Below are 16,269 nucleotides of genomic sequence, written 5' to 3'. Positions count from 1 at the left end.
CCGTCCCGATCCCCAGGCTGGCCCCAGCGGGCCAACTTCGATAACCTCGGCACCCGGCCGTTTGCTCCGTGCCTCCCGTCTCCCCCGCCGTCGCTGGCAGCCCTGCCGGGGCTGAGCACGACCCCCAGCTGCACCGCCGCCTGCAGCAGGACAGCATCCTGCTGGCCGGCAAGACCGTCTTTCTCAACCCCTTCCTCTACTGGCGTCGTTTCGATGCCAACACCGACCGCTGGCTGCGGGAACCGGGCCAGCTGCCGGAGGAGCAGATCCGCAGCAACCGTCTGCGCTTCTATCCCGAGGTCGACTGGGACGGCCTCGATCCGGCCGACCTGGCGATCAAGGAAGGGGCGGTGGAGATGTTCCTCAAGAGCCTGGAGCTGATCAGCACCTTCAACCCCGACCTCAGCGCCGGCCACCTGCTGGAGGTGGAGCGCAAGATGGCCGTCACCAAGAAGAAGGCCTTCGAGCGCTGGGTGGCCCGGGCCCTCGACCGCCGCGGCAAGGAAAGCCTGAGGGAGCGGCGCCGCTTCGACCGCGATCGCTGGCTGCGGGGCTGGCTGGAGTGGCTCTCCCTCGACGGCACCCGCCAGGCCCTGCTGCCCTTCAGCGTCCTGCTGGTGCTGGCTGTCGGCGGCGGCTGGTGGCTGGGCAGCACCCGCTTCTGCGGCCAGGTGATCGTCGATCCCGGGGTGCAGCGACCCGCACCCTGAGCCGGGCCGTTCCGCACGTCAGACTGGAAAGCCCGGTCCGGGTTCCGACGTCATGGCTGCCGATCCCCTCGATTCCCTGCGCCTGGCCCTGATGCAGGACGTGCTGCCGGTGGGACTGGCGGTGGTGGAGCGGGTCCGCAAGGGCGGGCCGGCCGAGGTGCTGGCCGCCTTCGACGGCACCAGTGCCGATCCTCTGGGCCAGCTGCGCGAGGAAGGGGAGCCCGCGGCCAGCCAGGTGAGGGAGAACCTCGATCGCTTCCAGCCCGGCCTGGGCAACCCCGTGATGAAGGTGGAGGTGCGCGACGTGGGCGCCGAGGAGGGTCCCGCCGGGCCGGGCCCCGGGGCCACCCCTCCCGCCTGGGACGCCGCCCCGCCGCCCAGTCCGGCGGATCCGGCCGAGCTGCTGGCGGCCCTGGAGCGCATCGAGGCGCGGCTGGCCCTGCTCCAGAGCCGATTCGGCTGATGGTGCGCGCTGCCGGCGGCGGGCTCGGGGCCTCCTCCACCCGCCACACAGGGACCGGCCACCAGGCGGCCCTCCTGCTCACCTTCATGCTGCTGATCCTGGCGGCGATCCTCGGGCGCCTCGCCTGGCTCCAGCTGCTGCACGGGGCCGAGAACCGGGCGATGGCCGACGAGAACCGCATCCGCCTGCTGCCGCGCAACCCCGTGCGGGGCCGCCTGCTGGATCGCAAGGGGCGGGTGCTGGCCACCAACCGGCTCACCTACAACCTCTATCTCCAGCCCCTCCAGGTCGATGACCGCGGCTGGCCCGGGCTGCGTGACCGGCTCGCCGGCCTGCTGGGGATCCCCGCCGACCGGCTGGATGCCCAGCGCCGCAGCGGCGCCAATGCCCAGGGCTTCCGGATTCCCCTGGCCCTCTCGCTGACGCCGGTGCAGGTGCTGCGCTTCCGGGAGCAGGCCGGATCCCTGCAGGGGGCGGAGGTGTCCGAGGACGTGCTGCGCGCCTATCCCGACGGCAGCCTCGGGGCCCACGTGATGGGCTACACGAGCAGCATCACCGAGGAGGAGTACGCCGCCCTCCGCGACCACGGCTACCGCATCAGTGATCGCATCGGCCGCAGCGGGCTCGAGAAGGTCTACGAAACCCACCTGCGCGGTGAGTGGGGCGGCCAGCAGCTGGAGGTGAATGCCGAAGGCCAGGTGCAGCGGGTGCTGGGGGACAAGCCCGCCAAGGCCGGCAAGGATCTGCGCCTCACCCTCGATCTCGACCTGCAGCGGGCGGCGGAGAAGGCCCTCGACGGGGTGCGCAAGGGGGCGATCGTGGCGATGGATCCCCGCACCGGCGCCGTGCGGGCGATGGCCAGCCGGCCCAACTTCGATCCCAACATCTTCTCCGACGGCCCCACCACCGCCCAGTGGAACAGCCTCAACCGGCCGGAGGCGCCGATGCTGAACCGGGCCTTCCAGGGGTTCCCGCCGGCCAGCACCTTCAAGGTCATCACCACCATCGCCGGCATCGAGTCCGGCAAGCTCAACGAGAACTCCACCGTGCCGACGGTGGGCTCCTTCTGCTACTACGGCCAGTGCTACGCCGACCACGGCTCCTTCGGCAGCATCGGCTTCCCCTTCGCCCTCGGGGTGAGCAGCAACAGCTTCTTCTACAAGGTGGGGCTGATGGTCGGCCCCGATGAGATGTTCAAAGCCGCCCGGCGCATGGGTTTCGGCCGCCGCACCGGCAGCGAGCTGTCCGCCGAGGAATCCCCTGGGCTGCTGGGGGACCCGGCCTGGAAGAAGGAGGTGCTGGGTGAACCCTGGACCCCGGTCGACACGATCACCTCCTCGATCGGCCAGGGGGCGGTGACGGTGACGCCGATCCAGATGGCCCGCCTCTATGCCGCCGTCGCCAACGGCGGCTGGCTGGTGACGCCCCACCTGGTGGAGCGCGACTACCCGCGCCAATGGATCGGACTGAAGCCGGCCACCCTGCGGGTGCTGCATGCCGGTCTGCGCCAGGCGGTCACCAGCGGCACGGCCACCATCCTCAACGACCCCAGCCTGCCGCCCGTGGCCGGCAAGACCGGCACCGCCGAGGATCCACCCCGTCCCGACCACGCCTGGTTCGGCGGCTACGCCCCGGCCACCGGCACCCCCACCCTGGTGATCGTCGCCTTCGGTGAGAACTCCGGCGGTTATGGCGGCACGGTGGCCGCACCGATGGTGAAGGCCCTGATGACCGTGTGGTTCCGGGGCGTCAAGCCGCCGGCGGCGGTCCGGCCGGGCTGAGGTCCCTCAGGCGGCCTGGGGGAAACGGCCCTGCTGGAGCACCTGGCGGTAGTAGCCCTGCAGCTGGGCGGTGGCCCCGGCCCAGCCCCAGCGCTCGGCCTCCTCGCGGGCGGCCAGGCGCAGCTGGCGGCGGGCCGCCGGATCCCCCAGCAGCCGTTGGACGGCCGTGGTCAGGCTGGCGGGCTGGTCGGGGTCATAGAGGCAGCCGTTGACGCCGTCGCTGACGATGTCGGGAATGCCGCCCCGGTTGGCCCCCACCACCGGGCAGCCTGCGGCCATCGCCTCCAGCAGCACCAGGCCGAGGGTTTCGGTGCTGGAGGGGAACAGGAAGGCGTCGCCGCTGGCATAGGCCGAGGCCAGCTCCTGGCCGGCCAGGTAGCCCACGAAGGTGGTGGCGGTGCCGTCGAAATGGCGCTCCAGCTGCTGGCGGTGGGGACCGTCCCCCACCAGGGCGAGCCGGGCCTGGGGCATGGCTTCGAGCACGGGCCGGATCCGCTCGATCTGCTTCTCCGCCGAGAGTCGGCCGATGTAGAGGAGCAGGTGGCCGGTGTCGTCGTGGCCGCCGTGGAGCCGCTCGCGCATGGCGCCGGAGGCCAGTTCGGGGCGGAACAGGTCGGTGTCCACGCCCCGCTGCCAGAGGGCCGTGTGCTGGATGCCCCGGGCCGCCAGCTCCTCGACCATGGCGGTGGAGGTGCAGAGGTTGAGCTGGGCCTGGTTGTGGGCGGCCTTGAGCAGTTCCCACAGCAGGGGCTCGAGCATCCCCATGCCGTAGTGCTCCAGGTACTTGGGCAGATGGGTGTGGTAGCTGGCCACCAGGGGCAGGCCGCGGCTCTTGGCCAGCCAGATGCCCCCCAGGCCCAGCACGGCCGGATTGACCACGTGAACCAGATCGGGGCCGAAGCGGTCGAGGGCTTCCGAGACCGCCGGCCGCGGCAGGGCCAGCTTCAGCTCGGGATAGAGGGGCAGCGGCATGGCCGGCACCCCCACCACCCGGGCCCCCATGTAGCCGTCGGGAGCGCCTTCGGGGCAGAAGATCAGCACCTCATCGCCGGCCAGCACCAGCTGCTGCACCGTCTTGGTGAGCCGCGTGACGATGCCGTCGACCTTCGGCAGGAAGGTTTCGGTGAAAAAGGCGATCTTCACGGGGGGGAGATCAGGCGAAGGCCTTGATCGCTTCGGCCTGGCGCTGGGTCCAGGCGGAGAGGCAGGGGATCTTGGAGCGGTCGCAACGGTCGGCCCAGCGGCGGGCCACGTCCACCACTTCGGCCAGCAGGCCGTCATCAAGGGTGGTGGGCTTGAGGCCCAGCTCGATGAAGCAGCGGTTGTCGACGATCAGATCGTTCTCGATCGCCTCCTTGCGGGGGTTGGGCAGGTAGTTGATCTCAGAGTCGGTCAGGGCCGCCACCTTGCGGGCCAGTTCACCCACCTGGTGGCTCTCGGTCATCTGGTTGAAGATCTTCACCTTCTCGCCGGGCTCGGGGGGGTGCTCCAGGGCCAGCTGGACGCAGCGCACCGAATCGCGGATATGGATGAAGGCCCGGGTCTGGCCGCCGGTGCCGTGGACGGTGAGCGGGTAGCCGATCGCCGCCTGCATCAGGAAGCGGTTGAGCACGGTGCCGTAGTCGCCGTCGTAGTCGAAGCGGTTGGTGAGGCGGGGGTCCCGCTGGGTGAGGTCGGTGTTGGTGCCCCAGACGATGCCCTGGTGCAGGTCGGTGACCCGGATCGCGTCGTTCTTGTTGTAGTAGAAGAACAGCAGCTGATCCAGCGTCTTGGTCATGTGGTAGACGCTGCCGGGATCCGTGGGGTGCAGGATCTTCTCGGTGAAGCAGGTGCCATCCGGCTGGGGCACTTCCACCGTCAGGTAGCCCTCCGGGATCGTGGCGCCCCGGTGGGAGCCGTAGCCGTAGACGCCCATCGTGCCCAGGTGCACGATGTGGACGTCAAGGCCGCTGTCGACGATGGCCGCCAGCAGGTTGTGGGTGCCGTTGACGTTGTTGTCGACGGTGTAGCGCTTGGTGGCGCTGCTCTTCATCGAGTAGGGGGCGGCCCGCTGCTCGGCGAAATGGACGATCGCCTCAGGGCGCTCGCTGCGCAGCAGATCCAGCAGCCGGTCGTACTCCCGGGCGATGTCCAGGTGCACGAAGGTCATGGCCCGGCCACCCACCTGTTCCCAGGCCCGCAGCCGGTCGTGGATCGTGGCGATGGGCGTCAGTGACTCGACGCCCAGGTCGATGTCGATCTTGCGCCGACTCAGGTTGTCGACGATGACGACGTCGTGTCCGGCTTCCGCCAGGTTCACGGCACAGGGCCAACCACAGAAGCCGTCGCCGCCGAGAACGAGAACCTTCACCCCAGACTCCTGAACGAGCAGTTGCTCAGACGGGCAAGCTACTACAGGCCTCAGAGGCCCCCACCGGCCTCAGCTGATGCCGGCCGCCACCGCCACCATGACGGCCACCAGCACCAGACCGCCGATCAGCAGCATCCGGTTGGCGCCGCTGGTCTCGCCCTCCTCCTGGAGCACCATGCGGGGCTCTTTGGCGAAGGCGTTCAGTTTGCCGCCGTCTTCTTCAGTGACCTGCATGGAGGGGGAGTCGGTGTGCGGCAAACCCTATGGAGGGCCGCCGGGATCGGATTGATCGTCAATGGTTCGTCACACGGCCTTCCAGCGGGGAACTGGCCCGGGCCTCGGCCCGCTGCGGCAGCCGGCCCGCCAGCAGGGCGGTGCGACCGGCCTCGGTGGCCAGGGCCATCGCCCGTGCCATCGCCGGCGGATCGCCCGCCAGGGCGATGGCGCTGTTGATCAGCAGGGCATCGGCGCCCATCTCCATGGCCTGGGCGGCCTCGCTGGGCACCCCCAGGCCCGCATCCACCACCACAGGCACGCGGGCGTTCTCGATGATCAGGGCGATGTTGGCGGCGTTGCGGATGCCCTGGCCCGAGCCGATCGGCGATCCCAGCGGCATCACCGTGGCGCAGCCGGCCTCCTCCAGCCGCTTGGCCAGCAGGGGATCGGCGTTGATGTAGGGCAGCACGGCGAAGCCTTCCTTCACCAGCTGCTCGGCAGCCTCGAGGGTGCCGAAGGGATCCGGCAGCAGGTGGCGGGAGTCGGGGATCACCTCCAGCTTCACGAAGTTGTTGTCCTCCTGGCCCGCCAGGCGCGCCAGCTCCCGGCCCAGCCGGGCGACCCGCACCGCCTCCTCGGCGGTGGCGCAGCCGGCCGTGTTGGGCAGCATCCAGATGCGGCCCCAGTCGATCGCTTCCATCAGGCCGCCATGGCCCGGGGCGCCGCTCTGCACCCGCCGCACCGCCACGGTGACGATCTCGCAGCCGCTGGCCTCCAGGCTGGCCTGCATGGCCTCCAGGCTCGGGTACTTGCCGGTGCCGGTCATCAGGCGGCTGCGGAAGCGACGGCCGGCGATCACCAGATCGTCGCGGGAGGTCAGGGGGGCGATGGCGGTCACGGTCGGGGGCCTGCGGCGCACGGGCGCATCCCGATTAGTCTGCCTTCTGCCCCCGAGACCCACGCCATGCCGGTGCCCCTGGCCGCCGTGCCCCTGCTGCTCGCCGCCAGCCCGGTGCTTGCCGCCAGCCCCCTGCCGGCCGATGGGTTCGTGCCCTTCACCGCCCCAGAGATCCAGGCCATCAACCAGGACGGCGGCACCAACGGTGAGGTGGAGACCTTCGATCCGATCGCCCGGGCCCGGCTGATCGCCGAGCAGATGCCCCGTCGCTGGAACGGCCGCTACCAGTCCTTCAGCGGCGGGCCCGCCGTGCCCGTGCAGCTGCGGATCGACGGGGCCACCCCGATCGGCCAGATGGTGGACCTGCGCGGTGCGATGGCCATCGGCGGGGTTGAATCTCCGGTGCAGGGCAACCTCAATGCCAAGTCCGACCAGCTCGACCTGCTGGTGCTGGGGGATCCCCTCGGCGGCGCCCTGGAGCCCGGAGGCGCCTTTCAGAGCGTGCAGGGCCTGTCCCTGAGCGGCTGGCGGGCGCCCCGGCTCACCACCCCCGGCGGGCGCCTGCAGCTGGTCCCGGAACGCACCGCCCAGGCCCCCGCCGCCGGAGCGCCCGCCCCGGTGCGCGGCCTCTGGTGAGCCCGGCCGGGCTGGGTCTCAGGAGGCCTTGCCGTTCTCGCCCGCCGGGCGGCCGCTGCGCCGCTCCAGGATCGAGAGCCGCTTGAGGGCCGTCTTGTTGTTGGACTCCAGCTGCAGCACCTTCTCGTAAAGGCTGCGGGCCTCGTCGGCTTTCGACTGCTTCTCGAGGGCGAAGGCGAGGTTGTTGAGGGCCACCGGATACTCGGCCTTGGCCCGCAGGGCGGCCCGGTAGTGGCGCACGGCGGCGCTGTAGTTGTTCTGGGCCGCCAGGGTGAAGCCGAGGGCGTTCTCCATCAGGGCCCGAGCCTCGGCCGGGGCGTTCTCCGCGTCGGCCAGCTTCAGAGCTTGCTTGAGGTTGACTTGGGCCTCGGCGTACAGCCGTTTGCGCAGCTGCACCGAGGCCAGCTCATAGAGGGTGGAGGCGTCCCTGGTGCCGCCAGCGGCCTTGTCGATGCCGCCGAGGCGGGCCAGGGCGAGTTCATCGCGCCGCACCCGCAGAATCTGGCGGCCGACAACGATGGCGGCCACGCCCAGCAGGGCGATCAGGCCGAGCAGGTAGGCCTGGGGCAGCAGATCGGTCATCGTGTCCGGCCGGACGGTCGGTGCTGGGGGGACGGCGTCAGTGGCCTGCCGCGGTGGCCACGGCGGTGAAGCTGGCGGGATCGGCGACGGCCAGCTGGGCCAGCATCTTGCGGTTCAGGCGCACGTCGGCCCGCTTGAGGCCGCCGATCAGTTTGCTGTAGCTGAGGCCGTTCATGCGGGCGGCGGCGTTGATCCGGGCGATCCAGAGGCGGCGGAAGTCACGCTTGCGCCGGCGACGGTCGCGGTAGGCATTGCAGAGGGCCTTCATGACCCGCTGGTTGGCGGTGCGGAACAGGCTGCCGTTGCTCCCCTGGAAGCCGCGGGCGAGACGAAGGATCTTGTTGCGGCGTTTGCGGGCGACGTTGCCCCTCTTGACGCGGGCCATGGGAGGTGAGCGGTGGGTGGGTGAGAAAAGACAGGGAAGCGGGAACCCCGGAGGGAGCCCGGCCGGACTCAGCCGGCGTAGGGCAGCATCCGGGCGACGTTGTCGTGGTCGCGGTCATCGACCACCGCCATCGTCCCCAGATAGCGCTTGCGCTTGGGGCTCTTGTGATCGAGCAGGTGGTTGAGGAAGGCACGCCGGCGCATGAACTTGCCGGTGCCGGTGGCCTTGAACCGCTTCGCGGCCGCTTTGCGGGTCTTGAGCTTCGGCATCTCGGTAGGCGCAGGCACAAACAAGCACACTACGACGCGGGTGAACCCTCCTCCAACCCCCCGCCCCCTCGATGGCCCTGCGTCCCCGCGTCCTGCCCCGGCTGCTGCTGGCCGCGGCGCTGCTGTTCCCGGTCGGCTGCCGGGCCGAGCAGGGGCCGCCGGCCCTGTCGCCACCTCCCCCTCCGGACGCCCCGTACCCTGGGCAGACCAGCCTGATGCACTGGCCGGTGGCCCGTCCCGAGCCGGTCACGGCGGCCCGTCCGGTACTGGCGGTGGCCCTGGCCGCCCGCCTGGGTCCGGCGCCCGGGGAGGCATCCGCGGCCCCGCCCCTGCGCCTGCGCGGCAACGGCGGCCTGCTCACCCTGATCGACGCCAGCGGCCAGCGCTTCCAGGCTCCCTCCCTGGCGCTGCACTGGCGTCGGGAGCTGCTGCCCGGGCCCGTGACGCTGCGGCGCCGGGTGCTGGGTCCGTTCGCCAGTTTCGAGAGCGCCGAGCAGGCGGCCGGGCTCTGGCGTTCCATGGGGGTGGCGGCCGTGATCGCCCGGCCCCGTGACTGGGAGGTGTGGGCCCCCGCCGGTGCCCCCGATCCCGCCGGACTGCCCGAGGGGCTGCGGCTGGGGAGCTACGAGCGGACGGTCAGCGAGCGGGTCGGCCTGGAACTGCGCCGGGCCCAGGGGGCGGTGCCCCTGGCCGGGCCGATCCGGATCGAGGCCCCCGGCGGCCTGCTCTGGGACCGGGGGGTCTACGCCGGCCCCTTCCAGCTGCTGAGCGACGCCCACGGCGGCTGGAGCCTGGTGGAGCAGGTCCCCCTGGAGCGCTACCTGGAGGGGGTGGTGCCCCATGAGATCGGAGCCGGGGTGCCGGCGGCGGCCCTGGAGGCCCAGGCCGTGCTGGCCCGCACCTGGGCGGTGCGCAACCAGCACCGCTTCGTGGCGGATGGCTACCACCTCTGCGCCGACACCCAGTGCCAGGTGTACAGCGACCCACGCGACGCCGGCGCTGCCGTGCGCCAGGCCATCGCCGCCACCCGGCTGGCCGTGCTGGTGGGTGCCGATGGACCGATCCACGCCATCTACCACGCCAGCAACGGCGGCATCAGCGCCGCCTACCAGGAGGCCTGGAACGGGCCGCCGGTCCCCTACCTGAACTCCTTCCCCGACGGCCCCGCCCCCTTCCAGGCCCGCTTCCCCGTGCCCCTGGCGGCCGCCGCCCTGCCGACCCTGCTGCGCGACGGCCAGGCGGCCTGGGGGGCCGACCATCCCGTGTTCCGCTGGCAGCGGCGGCTCACGGCTGCCCAGATCGCCGCGGCCCTCGGGCCGGAGCGGGGCGTGGGACGGCCCACCGCCCTGAAGGTGCTGGCCCGGGGTCCCAGCGGAAGGGTGCTGGCCCTGGAGGTGCAGGGAACAGCGGGCCGCACGGTGCTGCGGCTGGATGCGATCCGCCGCACCCTGCGCACCCTGCCCAGCACCCTGTTCACCCTGCGGCCGGAGGGTGAGGGGTCCTGGCAGCTGACCGGTGGGGGCTTCGGCCACGGGGCCGGTCTCTCCCAGCAGGGGGCGATCGACCTGGCCGGTCGCGGCTGGAGTGCGCGCCGGATCCTGGCGCACTACTACCCGGGCACCTCCCTCCAGCCCCTGGGGGCCGGCGGCGATTCCCCCTAGAGTCACCGCCTGGATGAGGTTCACCATGGCTGCCGGCGGCAGTGTCAGCAGCGGTCCCAGCGGCAGTGGCAGCGATCAACGCCGTGCCAAGGCGGCCCTGTTCCTCGCCTGCTGCGGCCTGGTGGGAATCGCCCCCCACTGGCTGCCCCCGGGCCGCAGCCTGGTGCCGGCCCTCACCCTGGCGACCCTGCTCGGGGGCTACAGCCTTCGGACCGTTCTGCTGCAGGCCTTCCGCCGCAGCCCCGGCGATGCGCCCGCGGCGGCGGCCCCGGCGGCGAGCGAGGTGGGCACCTGCCCGGCCGTTGATGTGGTGGTCGCCGCCCGTGACGAGCAGGCGGTGATCGCCCGGCTGGTGGAGCGCATCGCCGCCGTGCGCTGGCCCGAGGGCCAGCTGGCCCTGTGGGTGGTCGATGATGGCAGCGACGACCGCACGCCCGAGCTGCTGGCCGAGCTCCAGGGGCGCCATCCCTTCCTGCGGGTGCTGCGCCGACCCCGGGATGCGGGCGGCGGCAAGTCGGGGGCCCTGAATCTGGTGTTGCAGCAACTGGATGGCCGCTGGATGCTCGTGCTCGACGCCGATGCCGATCTGCAGCCGGATGTGCTGGAGCGCCTCGTTCCCTGGGCGGAGGCCGGCGGCTGGGCGGCGGTGCAGCTGCGCAAGGCGGTGGCCAATGCCGGGACCAACCTGCTCACCACCGCCCAGGCGATGGAGATGGCCTTCGACGCCATGATCCAGGAGGGGCGTCTGGCCAACGGCGGCGTGGCCGAACTGCGGGGCAACGGCCAGCTGCTGTCACGGGACGCGCTCCTGAAGGTCGGGGGCTTCAACGAGGACACGGTGACGGACGATCTCGACCTGAGCTTCCGTCTTCTGCTCGAAGGCCTGCCGATCGGCGTGCTCTGGGATCCGCCGGTGCAGGAGGAGGCGGTGCTGACCCTGCCGGCCCTCTGGCGCCAGCGCCAGCGCTGGGCCGAGGGGGGCCTGCAGCGCTTCTTCGATTACGGCCCGGGCCTGGTCTCCAACCGGCTGGGGTTCAGCCAGAAGCTCGATCTCACCTGCTTCTTCCTGCTGCAGTACGTGCTGCCGGTGGTGGCGAGCGCCGACCTGATCGGCACCCTGCTCACCCGCACGGCCCCCACCATGTGGCCGTTCTCGATCGTGGCCCTGGCCCTTTCGGGCATGGCGATCGCCACCGGCTGCCGCCGGCCGTCGGAGGGCCCGCCCCTGCCGGCGATGAACCCCTTCAGCGCCGGCCTGGGCATCGTCTACCTGGTCCACTGGTTCCTGGTGATCCCCTGGGTGACCCTGAAGATGGCCCTGCTGCCCAAGAAGCTGGTCTGGGTCAAGACGCTTCATCTGGGTGAAACGTTTGAAGCCCATGATCCGGAGTCCGAGGCAGAAAGCGCCGACGAGGAGCCCGGATTTGCTGCGGAAACAGGTCGGGTGTGAATCGTCACCACGACGCCCTCTCTGATGGGGTGGCGTTCCAGATGCTCTGCGCCCTGGACCTGACGTCCTGAATGCTTTCAGAGTGGGATGTCATCAGGGCATCCCGTCAGTCCCGATGGTGACGATGATCGAGCTGATGATCCAATCTGGATGGGGTCGGGCAGTTAGATTATGGTACGATTTAGAAAATCGGTATTTCCCATTTAGCTGGTCATGCCATTATTCCGTGAACCAGGAATCACGTTCATCCATATTCCCAAAACCGCTGGCACATCGATTGAGTTGGCTCTTGGCCTCGACCTGAATCCTGCCATTGAGAATCCAGGCGTCTGCTTTGGCAGGCTCGCCTCTCCCGACCTGATGAAGCTGGAGTTGAGCTCCCAGTTCCTCCAGCATCTTCGCTTGGGTGAAGTTGAGAAGTTGCATCCTGATTTTGTTCGAGATAGCTGGGTTTTCACCGTGGTCCGCGATCCGTGGGCGCGCCTGGTTTCATCCTTCCGGCGCAAGGATCGGGCAATGGCTGATTTTGCGAAGTGGTACTACGGGCTTGACCTGCATGTCCTCGATTTCGAGCAGTATGTGGAGCTCGCGGCCTCTCATGATCTGCTGCATCTCAGGCCCCAGTCAAGCTTTCTGGAAGGCTCTGCGACGGTGAACGTCTTCTATTTTGAGCACCTTTCTGATCTCATGCAGGTGCTCTCCCAGCGCCTGGGCAGGGCCCTGGTCCTGCCGAAGGCCAACGGCCCTGACTCCCCATTGAAGCGGCTTTCCTCGCGCCAGGAGCGCAGGCTCAGGCAGAGGGTCGCCGAGATCTATGCGGAGGATTATCAACGGTTCTACCCGGGCCACATACCCATGGAACCCGATTCCATGGCGTCCGCCCTGGCCCAAAGCTTTGGTTCCCGGCTTGGCCGGGTATTCGGGCCCTCATGATGGGCAAGCGCCACCACTGATCGCTCGCAGACAGCTCGCAGACGGCCCGCAGATGGCCAGCAGCTTCGCTGAACCCTTCGGCAGGCAGGCCGCCACCCCATTGTTGGCCATCGCCTGACGCATCAACTCTGGACGAATCAAGATCCTCCCGGTCATCCGACGATTCGTGGCGACCAGCCGGCAGAGATGGGCTTTCCTGCGTTGCGTTTGGTCAGGGTCCTGTTGTCTCTCCGGGAGAGGATTCCATTCGAGAAGGATCCTTTACTCCGGATCTCCGATGATTCCACTGATCACTTCACCGTTGAAGAATTCAGCCAGCCGGCTGGCCTGCGTATCGATGGCAGCGGTGCTGGTGGCGGGTGCTGCCGCCCTGGTTTCGCGGGCCTCCTCCCTGACGGCCGGCGCTGCCACTGGCGACGGGGTCGCCACTGGCCCGTCCGCGGCGATCGTGCCGTTGGCCAGGGGTGTCTGGCTGGCGGCAGGGGCAGGGGCAGGGGCAGGGGCAGGGGCGGGGGCTGGTCGGGCCGGTGGAGGCTGGCCCGTCGTCGGCCGGGGCCCCATGCTGTCTCCCCCCGCCTCAAGGGAGACCTGGCGCGGGCTGCCCAGGGCACTGGCCACCGCTTTCTCCAGCAGGGGCAGGCGGCTCTGAACCATGGCCATCCAGGTGCCGGCCACCCGCACCACCGCCCGCCGCTCATCCAGCCGTAGCAGCTGGGCCTGCTGGGAGAGCAGCATCCGGGTGGAGGGGAGCTCCAGCCCGGCCAGGACCTGCTGCCACAGCTCGGCCAGATCCTCGCTGGCGGGCGCCGCACTCGCCGGGGCGGTGGCCGGATCCGCCGAGGTCGTTACCGGGGTCGTGGCCGGGGTCGGTGCCAGCTGGGTGGGCGGTGGGGATGGCGCAGCGGCCCCCGCGGGCTCCGGGCTGCGGGCGATCCGCTGGCCTTCGGCGCCGGGCGGGTGCGGCACCGCCGGGGCGACGGCGGGCGCGGCGGCCACGGCGGCGGGTGCGGCGGCCACGGTGGCCGGTTCGGCGAGCAGGCCCAGCAGCAGCACCTCCAGCCACAGCCGCGGCTGCACGCTGTGGCGCAGCTGCTGTTCGCTGCCCTTGAGCTGGGACTGCCACCGCAGCAGGCGGGCCTTGCCGATCCGGCGCGCCACCTCCGGCAGCCGCGGCCGCAGCTCGGGTGTCACGCTCGTGAGCTCCAGCCGGTCGGGCGCCACCCCCGCCAGCAGCAGATCCCGCAGCAGGCTGACCAGCCCCTGCAGCACGGCGGCCGGTTCCCGCCCCCGGTCCAGCAGTTCGCGGCAGCCCTCCACCACCTGCAGAGGATCCGCCGCCGCCATGGCTTCGGCCAGCTGCAGCAACTCCACTTCCGGCACCGCCCCCAGCAGGTCCCACACCGCGTCGGCGGCGATCGGGGCCGGCAGCAGGCTGAGCTGGTCGAGCAGGCTCTCCGCGTCCCGCAGACCCCCCTGGGAGCGCTGGGCCACCAGGTGCAGGGCCTCCGGGGTGATGCCGATGGACTCCTCGGCGGCGATCCACTGCAGATGCCCCACCAGGGCCTCCAGGGGGATGCGGCGGAAATCGAAGCGCTGGCAGCGGCTCAGGATGGTGGGCAGCACCCGCTGGGGGTCGGTGGTGGCCAGCACGAACACCACCCGCGGCGGCGGTTCCTCCAGGGTCTTGAGCAGGGCGTTGAAGGCGGCGGTGGAGAGCATGTGGCACTCGTCCACCACGTAGACCTTCCAGCGGGCCTGGACCGGGGCGAAGCGGGACCGTTCGATCAGCTCCCGGATGTTGTCGACGCCGGTGTTGGAGGCGGCGTCGATCTCGATCACATCGAGGGCGTTGCCGGCGGCGATGTCGAGGCACAGCTGGCAGCGGCCGCAGGGCTCCGGGGTCGGTCCCGGGCTGGTCAGGCAATTGAGCGAACGGGCCAGGATCCGGGCGCTGGAGGTCTTGCCCGTGCCCCGGGGGCCGCTGAACAGGTAGGCCGGGGCGATGCGGTTCTGGAGCAGGGCCTGGCTGAGGGTGTCGGCCACGGCCTTCTGGCCCACCAGCTGGTCGAAGCGCTGGGGCCGGTACTTGTGATGAAGGGGCTCGTAGGCCTGGACCATGCACCCTGCCCTGACCGGATAGGGAGCCTAAGGCGGGCCGCCTTCGGTCGGATCGGGACCCGCCGGCTCCAGCAGCCGCTGCAGCCTGTCCTCCATCTCCTCCACCGCGGCCAGCTGGTCGGCCAGGTTCTGCCCCGCCAGGCGCAGCCGCTCGAAGGGGTCGCTGCCCGAGGTGATAGGGCCATCCCCTTCGCCCCAGCGCCGTTCGGCCCGGGCCAGCTCCTCCTCCAGGCGCTCCTGAAGGCGCAGGCGCAGGCCATCGAGCTGCTCCAGGCTGCGCCGGGCGAGTTCCCGGCCCCGGGCCAGCTGCTCGGGGTCGAGGCCGCTGGCCAGGGTCTCGGCGAGGGACTGGCCCTGGCGCAGCAGCACCCGGGCTCCGGTGAGCAGGGCCGCCGGCACGAACTGGCCCAGGGCCAGGGCGCCGAGGCTGCCGGTGTGGAGCCAATCCTCCACCTGGGCGCTGCGATGCCGGCCGGTCTTGCACCAGTGGGCGAAATGCTCGCAGTTGTTGAACAGCAGGTTGTAACGCTGCTCCCCGATGCGGCCCATGGCCCGCCGCAGGGTGACCCCCACCGGCGAGCAGGCGCCCACCGGGTAGCTCACGGCGCTGATGGGCTCCCCGCGGCTGAAGTCCTGCAGGGGGCTACGCAGGATTTCCCGGCCCTCCAGGTAGTGGGCCACGGTGCCGTCCCCCAGATCGATGCCGTGGTGCAGGAACAGGCCGTGCTGGCGGGGGGCCTGCAGGTGATCAGCGGCGGCCAAGGAGCGGAGTGGAACAGGGGGAATCCGCTCAGCATCGCGTCACCGTCGTGGCCGGGGATTCCCTCCGGGGTGGGGATAGCCGCTCACCGGGGCGCGCCGCTGCCCCTGCCGGTTCCCCGGACGCGCTTGAGGAGGTGGAGCACGGTGGCCCGCCGCTGCCCGGAGAGCCAGAGCCGCTCCACCGTCCGGTAGCCGCCGTAGCGGTGGCCGCGCCAGTCGAGCAGGCGGGCCAGGCCCCGGCCGGAGTTCGGCCATGGCCTCGAAAAGCGGATCGCCCGCCGCACGTTCGCCGTCAGCTGCTCCGTGCTCAGGTGCTTCGCCTGCTCCACCAGCTGGGCGAAGGAATGCTCCTTCGAGCTCCCCGCCGACCAGAAGTGCCAGACCACGGCCTCCGGGGAGAGCTCCCAGGCCGGCAGGACCATGGTGTTGAAGGCGTTCGGCAGTGTGGCACTGGTCACCAGGCCGCGCTGCAGGGTGGTGTTGAAGGAGGGTTGATCTTTCAGCAGCTCCCCGGTCCGCACGCCCTCGTGCCAGAGCCGATGCCATTCAGCAAAGAAGGCATGGACGGCGGGGGTGTCCTTCCAGCAGAAGACGCCGCTGTTGAAGTACCGCGTCAGGTCCAGCGGCCAGCCCAGCTCCAGGGCCTGGATGACATGGGGGAGGGTCCGGAGAAGCTCGCTCATGTCCGAGCTGTTGTAGTCAGGAACGGCCGCGAAGTCCCAGTCGCCGTGGGGAAGGGCGGCGAGGGAGCTGCGAACGAGAATGTCGGCGTCGAGGTGGATGCCGTCCCCAGGGAGGAAGCGGGGCAGCTGGGTCTTCATCCAGCGATGGCGATAGATCAGCGATCCCTCAGGCGCCTCCACTACCACGACGCTGTCGCAGAGTCCCGGCAGACGATGGCCGCTCTCCTGGAGCCACCGTGCGCTCTCGCTGTCACAGAGCAGGCGGACCGGGAGGGAGGGATTGGTGAGCTTCAGCGACAGGATCGAGACCAGTGCCATGTCGGCATAGACCTCGGATCCCTCGCGCACCGTGACGAGGTAGACCGCCTGATT

Annotated in this window: 17 protein-coding genes; 7 read left to right on the top strand and 10 right to left on the bottom strand. The window is 70.6% G+C overall.

Annotated features, from left to right (window positions below):
* Positions 1-68 precede the first annotated feature (68 nt).
* Genes H6G99_RS13370 through mrdA form a run of 3 tightly spaced genes read left to right on the top strand, consistent with a single transcriptional unit; the run spans position 69 to position 2,954 of the window.
* Complete coding sequence (locus H6G99_RS13370; RefSeq protein WP_233134039.1) at positions 69-710, top strand: DUF8672 family protein; 642 nt, start codon at positions 69-71, stop codon at positions 708-710.
* A gap of 52 nt (positions 711-762) precedes the next feature.
* Positions 763-1,173, top strand: a complete 411-nt coding sequence (locus H6G99_RS13365) for a hypothetical protein (RefSeq protein WP_190611987.1) — start codon at positions 763-765, stop codon at positions 1,171-1,173.
* Positions 1,173-2,954 carry a penicillin-binding protein 2 gene (gene mrdA, locus H6G99_RS13360; protein WP_094587008.1) on the top strand — a complete coding sequence of 594 codons (1,782 nt, stop codon included), beginning with the start codon at positions 1,173-1,175 and terminating at the stop codon, positions 2,952-2,954. The genes H6G99_RS13365 and mrdA overlap by 1 nt, the downstream gene beginning before the upstream one ends.
* A 6-nt stretch (positions 2,955-2,960) precedes the next feature.
* Here mrdA and H6G99_RS13355 read toward each other — a convergent pair whose 3' ends face one another.
* The 4 genes from H6G99_RS13355 to H6G99_RS13340 all read right to left on the bottom strand — a co-directional run bounded on the left by H6G99_RS13355 (position 2,961) and on the right by H6G99_RS13340 (position 6,439).
* On the bottom strand, positions 2,961-4,097 hold the full coding sequence (locus H6G99_RS13355; RefSeq protein WP_094587006.1) for a glycosyltransferase family 4 protein: 1,137 nt from the start codon (positions 4,095-4,097) through the stop codon (positions 2,961-2,963).
* Positions 4,098-4,107: 10 nt separating this feature from the next.
* Entirely contained in the window at positions 4,108-5,304 is a 1,197-nt protein-coding gene (locus H6G99_RS13350; protein WP_094587004.1) for an NAD-dependent epimerase/dehydratase family protein, read from the bottom strand.
* 69 nt (positions 5,305-5,373) lie between these two features.
* Positions 5,374-5,538 carry a photosystem II assembly protein Psb34 gene (gene psb34 / locus H6G99_RS13345; protein ID WP_094587070.1) on the bottom strand — a complete coding sequence of 55 codons (165 nt, stop codon included), beginning with the start codon at positions 5,536-5,538 and terminating at the stop codon, positions 5,374-5,376.
* Between the two features lie 58 nt (positions 5,539-5,596).
* On the bottom strand, positions 5,597-6,439 hold the full coding sequence (locus H6G99_RS13340; RefSeq protein ID WP_502707688.1) for a thiazole synthase: 843 nt from the start codon (positions 6,437-6,439) through the stop codon (positions 5,597-5,599).
* Between the two features lie 45 nt (positions 6,440-6,484).
* Between H6G99_RS13340 and H6G99_RS13335 the strand changes: the two genes are divergently transcribed.
* A complete protein-coding gene (locus H6G99_RS13335) occupies positions 6,485-7,054 on the top strand; it encodes a hypothetical protein (RefSeq protein WP_094587002.1) in 570 nt (189 codons plus the stop codon).
* Positions 7,055-7,072: 18 nt separating this feature from the next.
* Here H6G99_RS13335 and H6G99_RS13330 read toward each other — a convergent pair whose 3' ends face one another.
* The 3 genes from H6G99_RS13330 to rpmI form a co-directional block, all read right to left on the bottom strand.
* Positions 7,073-7,636, bottom strand: coding sequence for a tetratricopeptide repeat protein (locus H6G99_RS13330; RefSeq protein WP_190611985.1), 564 nt, complete (start codon positions 7,634-7,636; stop codon positions 7,073-7,075).
* A 37-nt stretch (positions 7,637-7,673) separates the two neighbouring features.
* Positions 7,674-8,021, bottom strand: a complete 348-nt coding sequence (rplT, locus tag H6G99_RS13325) for a 50S ribosomal protein L20 (RefSeq protein WP_015109852.1) — start codon at positions 8,019-8,021, stop codon at positions 7,674-7,676.
* Between the two features lie 68 nt (positions 8,022-8,089).
* Complete coding sequence (gene rpmI, locus H6G99_RS13320; protein WP_015109851.1) at positions 8,090-8,290, bottom strand: 50S ribosomal protein L35; 201 nt, start codon at positions 8,288-8,290, stop codon at positions 8,090-8,092.
* A gap of 71 nt (positions 8,291-8,361) precedes the next feature.
* On the opposite strand from rpmI, the gene H6G99_RS13315 reads away from it, so the two are divergent.
* From H6G99_RS13315 to H6G99_RS13305, 3 genes are all read left to right on the top strand, one after another.
* Positions 8,362-9,951: a SpoIID/LytB domain-containing protein gene (locus H6G99_RS13315; protein WP_190611984.1), complete on the top strand. Its 1,590-nt coding sequence runs from the start codon at positions 8,362-8,364 to the stop codon at positions 9,949-9,951.
* A 25-nt stretch (positions 9,952-9,976) separates the two neighbouring features.
* A complete protein-coding gene (locus H6G99_RS13310) occupies positions 9,977-11,401 on the top strand; it encodes a glycosyltransferase family 2 protein (RefSeq protein ID WP_190611983.1) in 1,425 nt (474 codons plus the stop codon).
* A gap of 213 nt (positions 11,402-11,614) precedes the next feature.
* The gene (locus H6G99_RS13305) at positions 11,615-12,334 is read left to right on the top strand and encodes a sulfotransferase family 2 domain-containing protein (protein ID WP_190611981.1); all 720 of its coding nucleotides are present in this window, start codon (positions 11,615-11,617) and stop codon (positions 12,332-12,334) included.
* A 261-nt stretch (positions 12,335-12,595) separates the two neighbouring features.
* On the opposite strand, the gene H6G99_RS13300 is transcribed toward H6G99_RS13305, so the two are convergent.
* The 3 genes from H6G99_RS13300 to H6G99_RS13290 all read right to left on the bottom strand — a co-directional run bounded on the left by H6G99_RS13300 (position 12,596) and on the right by H6G99_RS13290 (position 16,215).
* Positions 12,596-14,452, bottom strand: a complete 1,857-nt coding sequence (locus H6G99_RS13300) for a DNA polymerase III subunit gamma/tau (protein ID WP_190611979.1) — start codon at positions 14,450-14,452, stop codon at positions 12,596-12,598.
* Positions 14,453-14,479: 27 nt separating this feature from the next.
* Entirely contained in the window at positions 14,480-15,214 is a 735-nt protein-coding gene (locus H6G99_RS13295; protein WP_190611978.1) for a lecithin retinol acyltransferase family protein, read from the bottom strand.
* A gap of 83 nt (positions 15,215-15,297) precedes the next feature.
* Positions 15,298-16,215, bottom strand: coding sequence for a glycosyltransferase family protein (locus H6G99_RS13290; RefSeq protein WP_190611977.1), 918 nt, complete (start codon positions 16,213-16,215; stop codon positions 15,298-15,300).
* Positions 16,216-16,269: the final 54 nt, after the last annotated feature.

It is taken from the genome of Synechococcus sp. FACHB-909, assembly GCF_014698945.1.
GTDB lineage: Bacteria > Cyanobacteriota > Cyanobacteriia > PCC-6307 > Cyanobiaceae > Cyanobium.
Note: the sequence above shows the minus strand (reverse complement) of the source record. Positions and strands in the feature narration are given on the sequence as shown.

Bases quoted from the DNA above. Each gene is read 5' to 3' on its own strand.
- mrdA (WP_094587008.1), top strand. From the start codon at position 1,173: ATGGTGCGCGCTGCCGGCGGCGGGCTCGGGGCCTCCTCCACCCGCCAC.
- H6G99_RS13365 (WP_190611987.1), top strand. From the start codon at position 763: ATGGCTGCCGATCCCCTCGATTCCCTGCGCCTGGCCCTGATGCAGGAC.
- H6G99_RS13300 (WP_190611979.1), bottom strand. From the start codon at position 14,452: ATGGTCCAGGCCTACGAGCCCCTTCATCACAAGTACCGGCCCCAGCGC.
- H6G99_RS13290 (WP_190611977.1), bottom strand. From the start codon at position 16,215: ATGGCACTGGTCTCGATCCTGTCGCTGAAGCTCACCAATCCCTCCCTC.
- H6G99_RS13335 (WP_094587002.1), top strand. From the start codon at position 6,485: ATGCCGGTGCCCCTGGCCGCCGTGCCCCTGCTGCTCGCCGCCAGCCCG.
- H6G99_RS13310 (WP_190611983.1), top strand. From the start codon at position 9,977: ATGGCTGCCGGCGGCAGTGTCAGCAGCGGTCCCAGCGGCAGTGGCAGC.
- rpmI (WP_015109851.1), bottom strand. From the start codon at position 8,290: ATGCCGAAGCTCAAGACCCGCAAAGCGGCCGCGAAGCGGTTCAAGGCC.
- rplT (WP_015109852.1), bottom strand. From the start codon at position 8,021: ATGGCCCGCGTCAAGAGGGGCAACGTCGCCCGCAAACGCCGCAACAAG.
- H6G99_RS13330 (WP_190611985.1), bottom strand. From the start codon at position 7,636: ATGACCGATCTGCTGCCCCAGGCCTACCTGCTCGGCCTGATCGCCCTG.
- psb34 (WP_094587070.1), bottom strand. From the start codon at position 5,538: ATGCAGGTCACTGAAGAAGACGGCGGCAAACTGAACGCCTTCGCCAAA.
- H6G99_RS13315 (WP_190611984.1), top strand. From the start codon at position 8,362: ATGGCCCTGCGTCCCCGCGTCCTGCCCCGGCTGCTGCTGGCCGCGGCG.
- H6G99_RS13305 (WP_190611981.1), top strand. From the start codon at position 11,615: ATGCCATTATTCCGTGAACCAGGAATCACGTTCATCCATATTCCCAAA.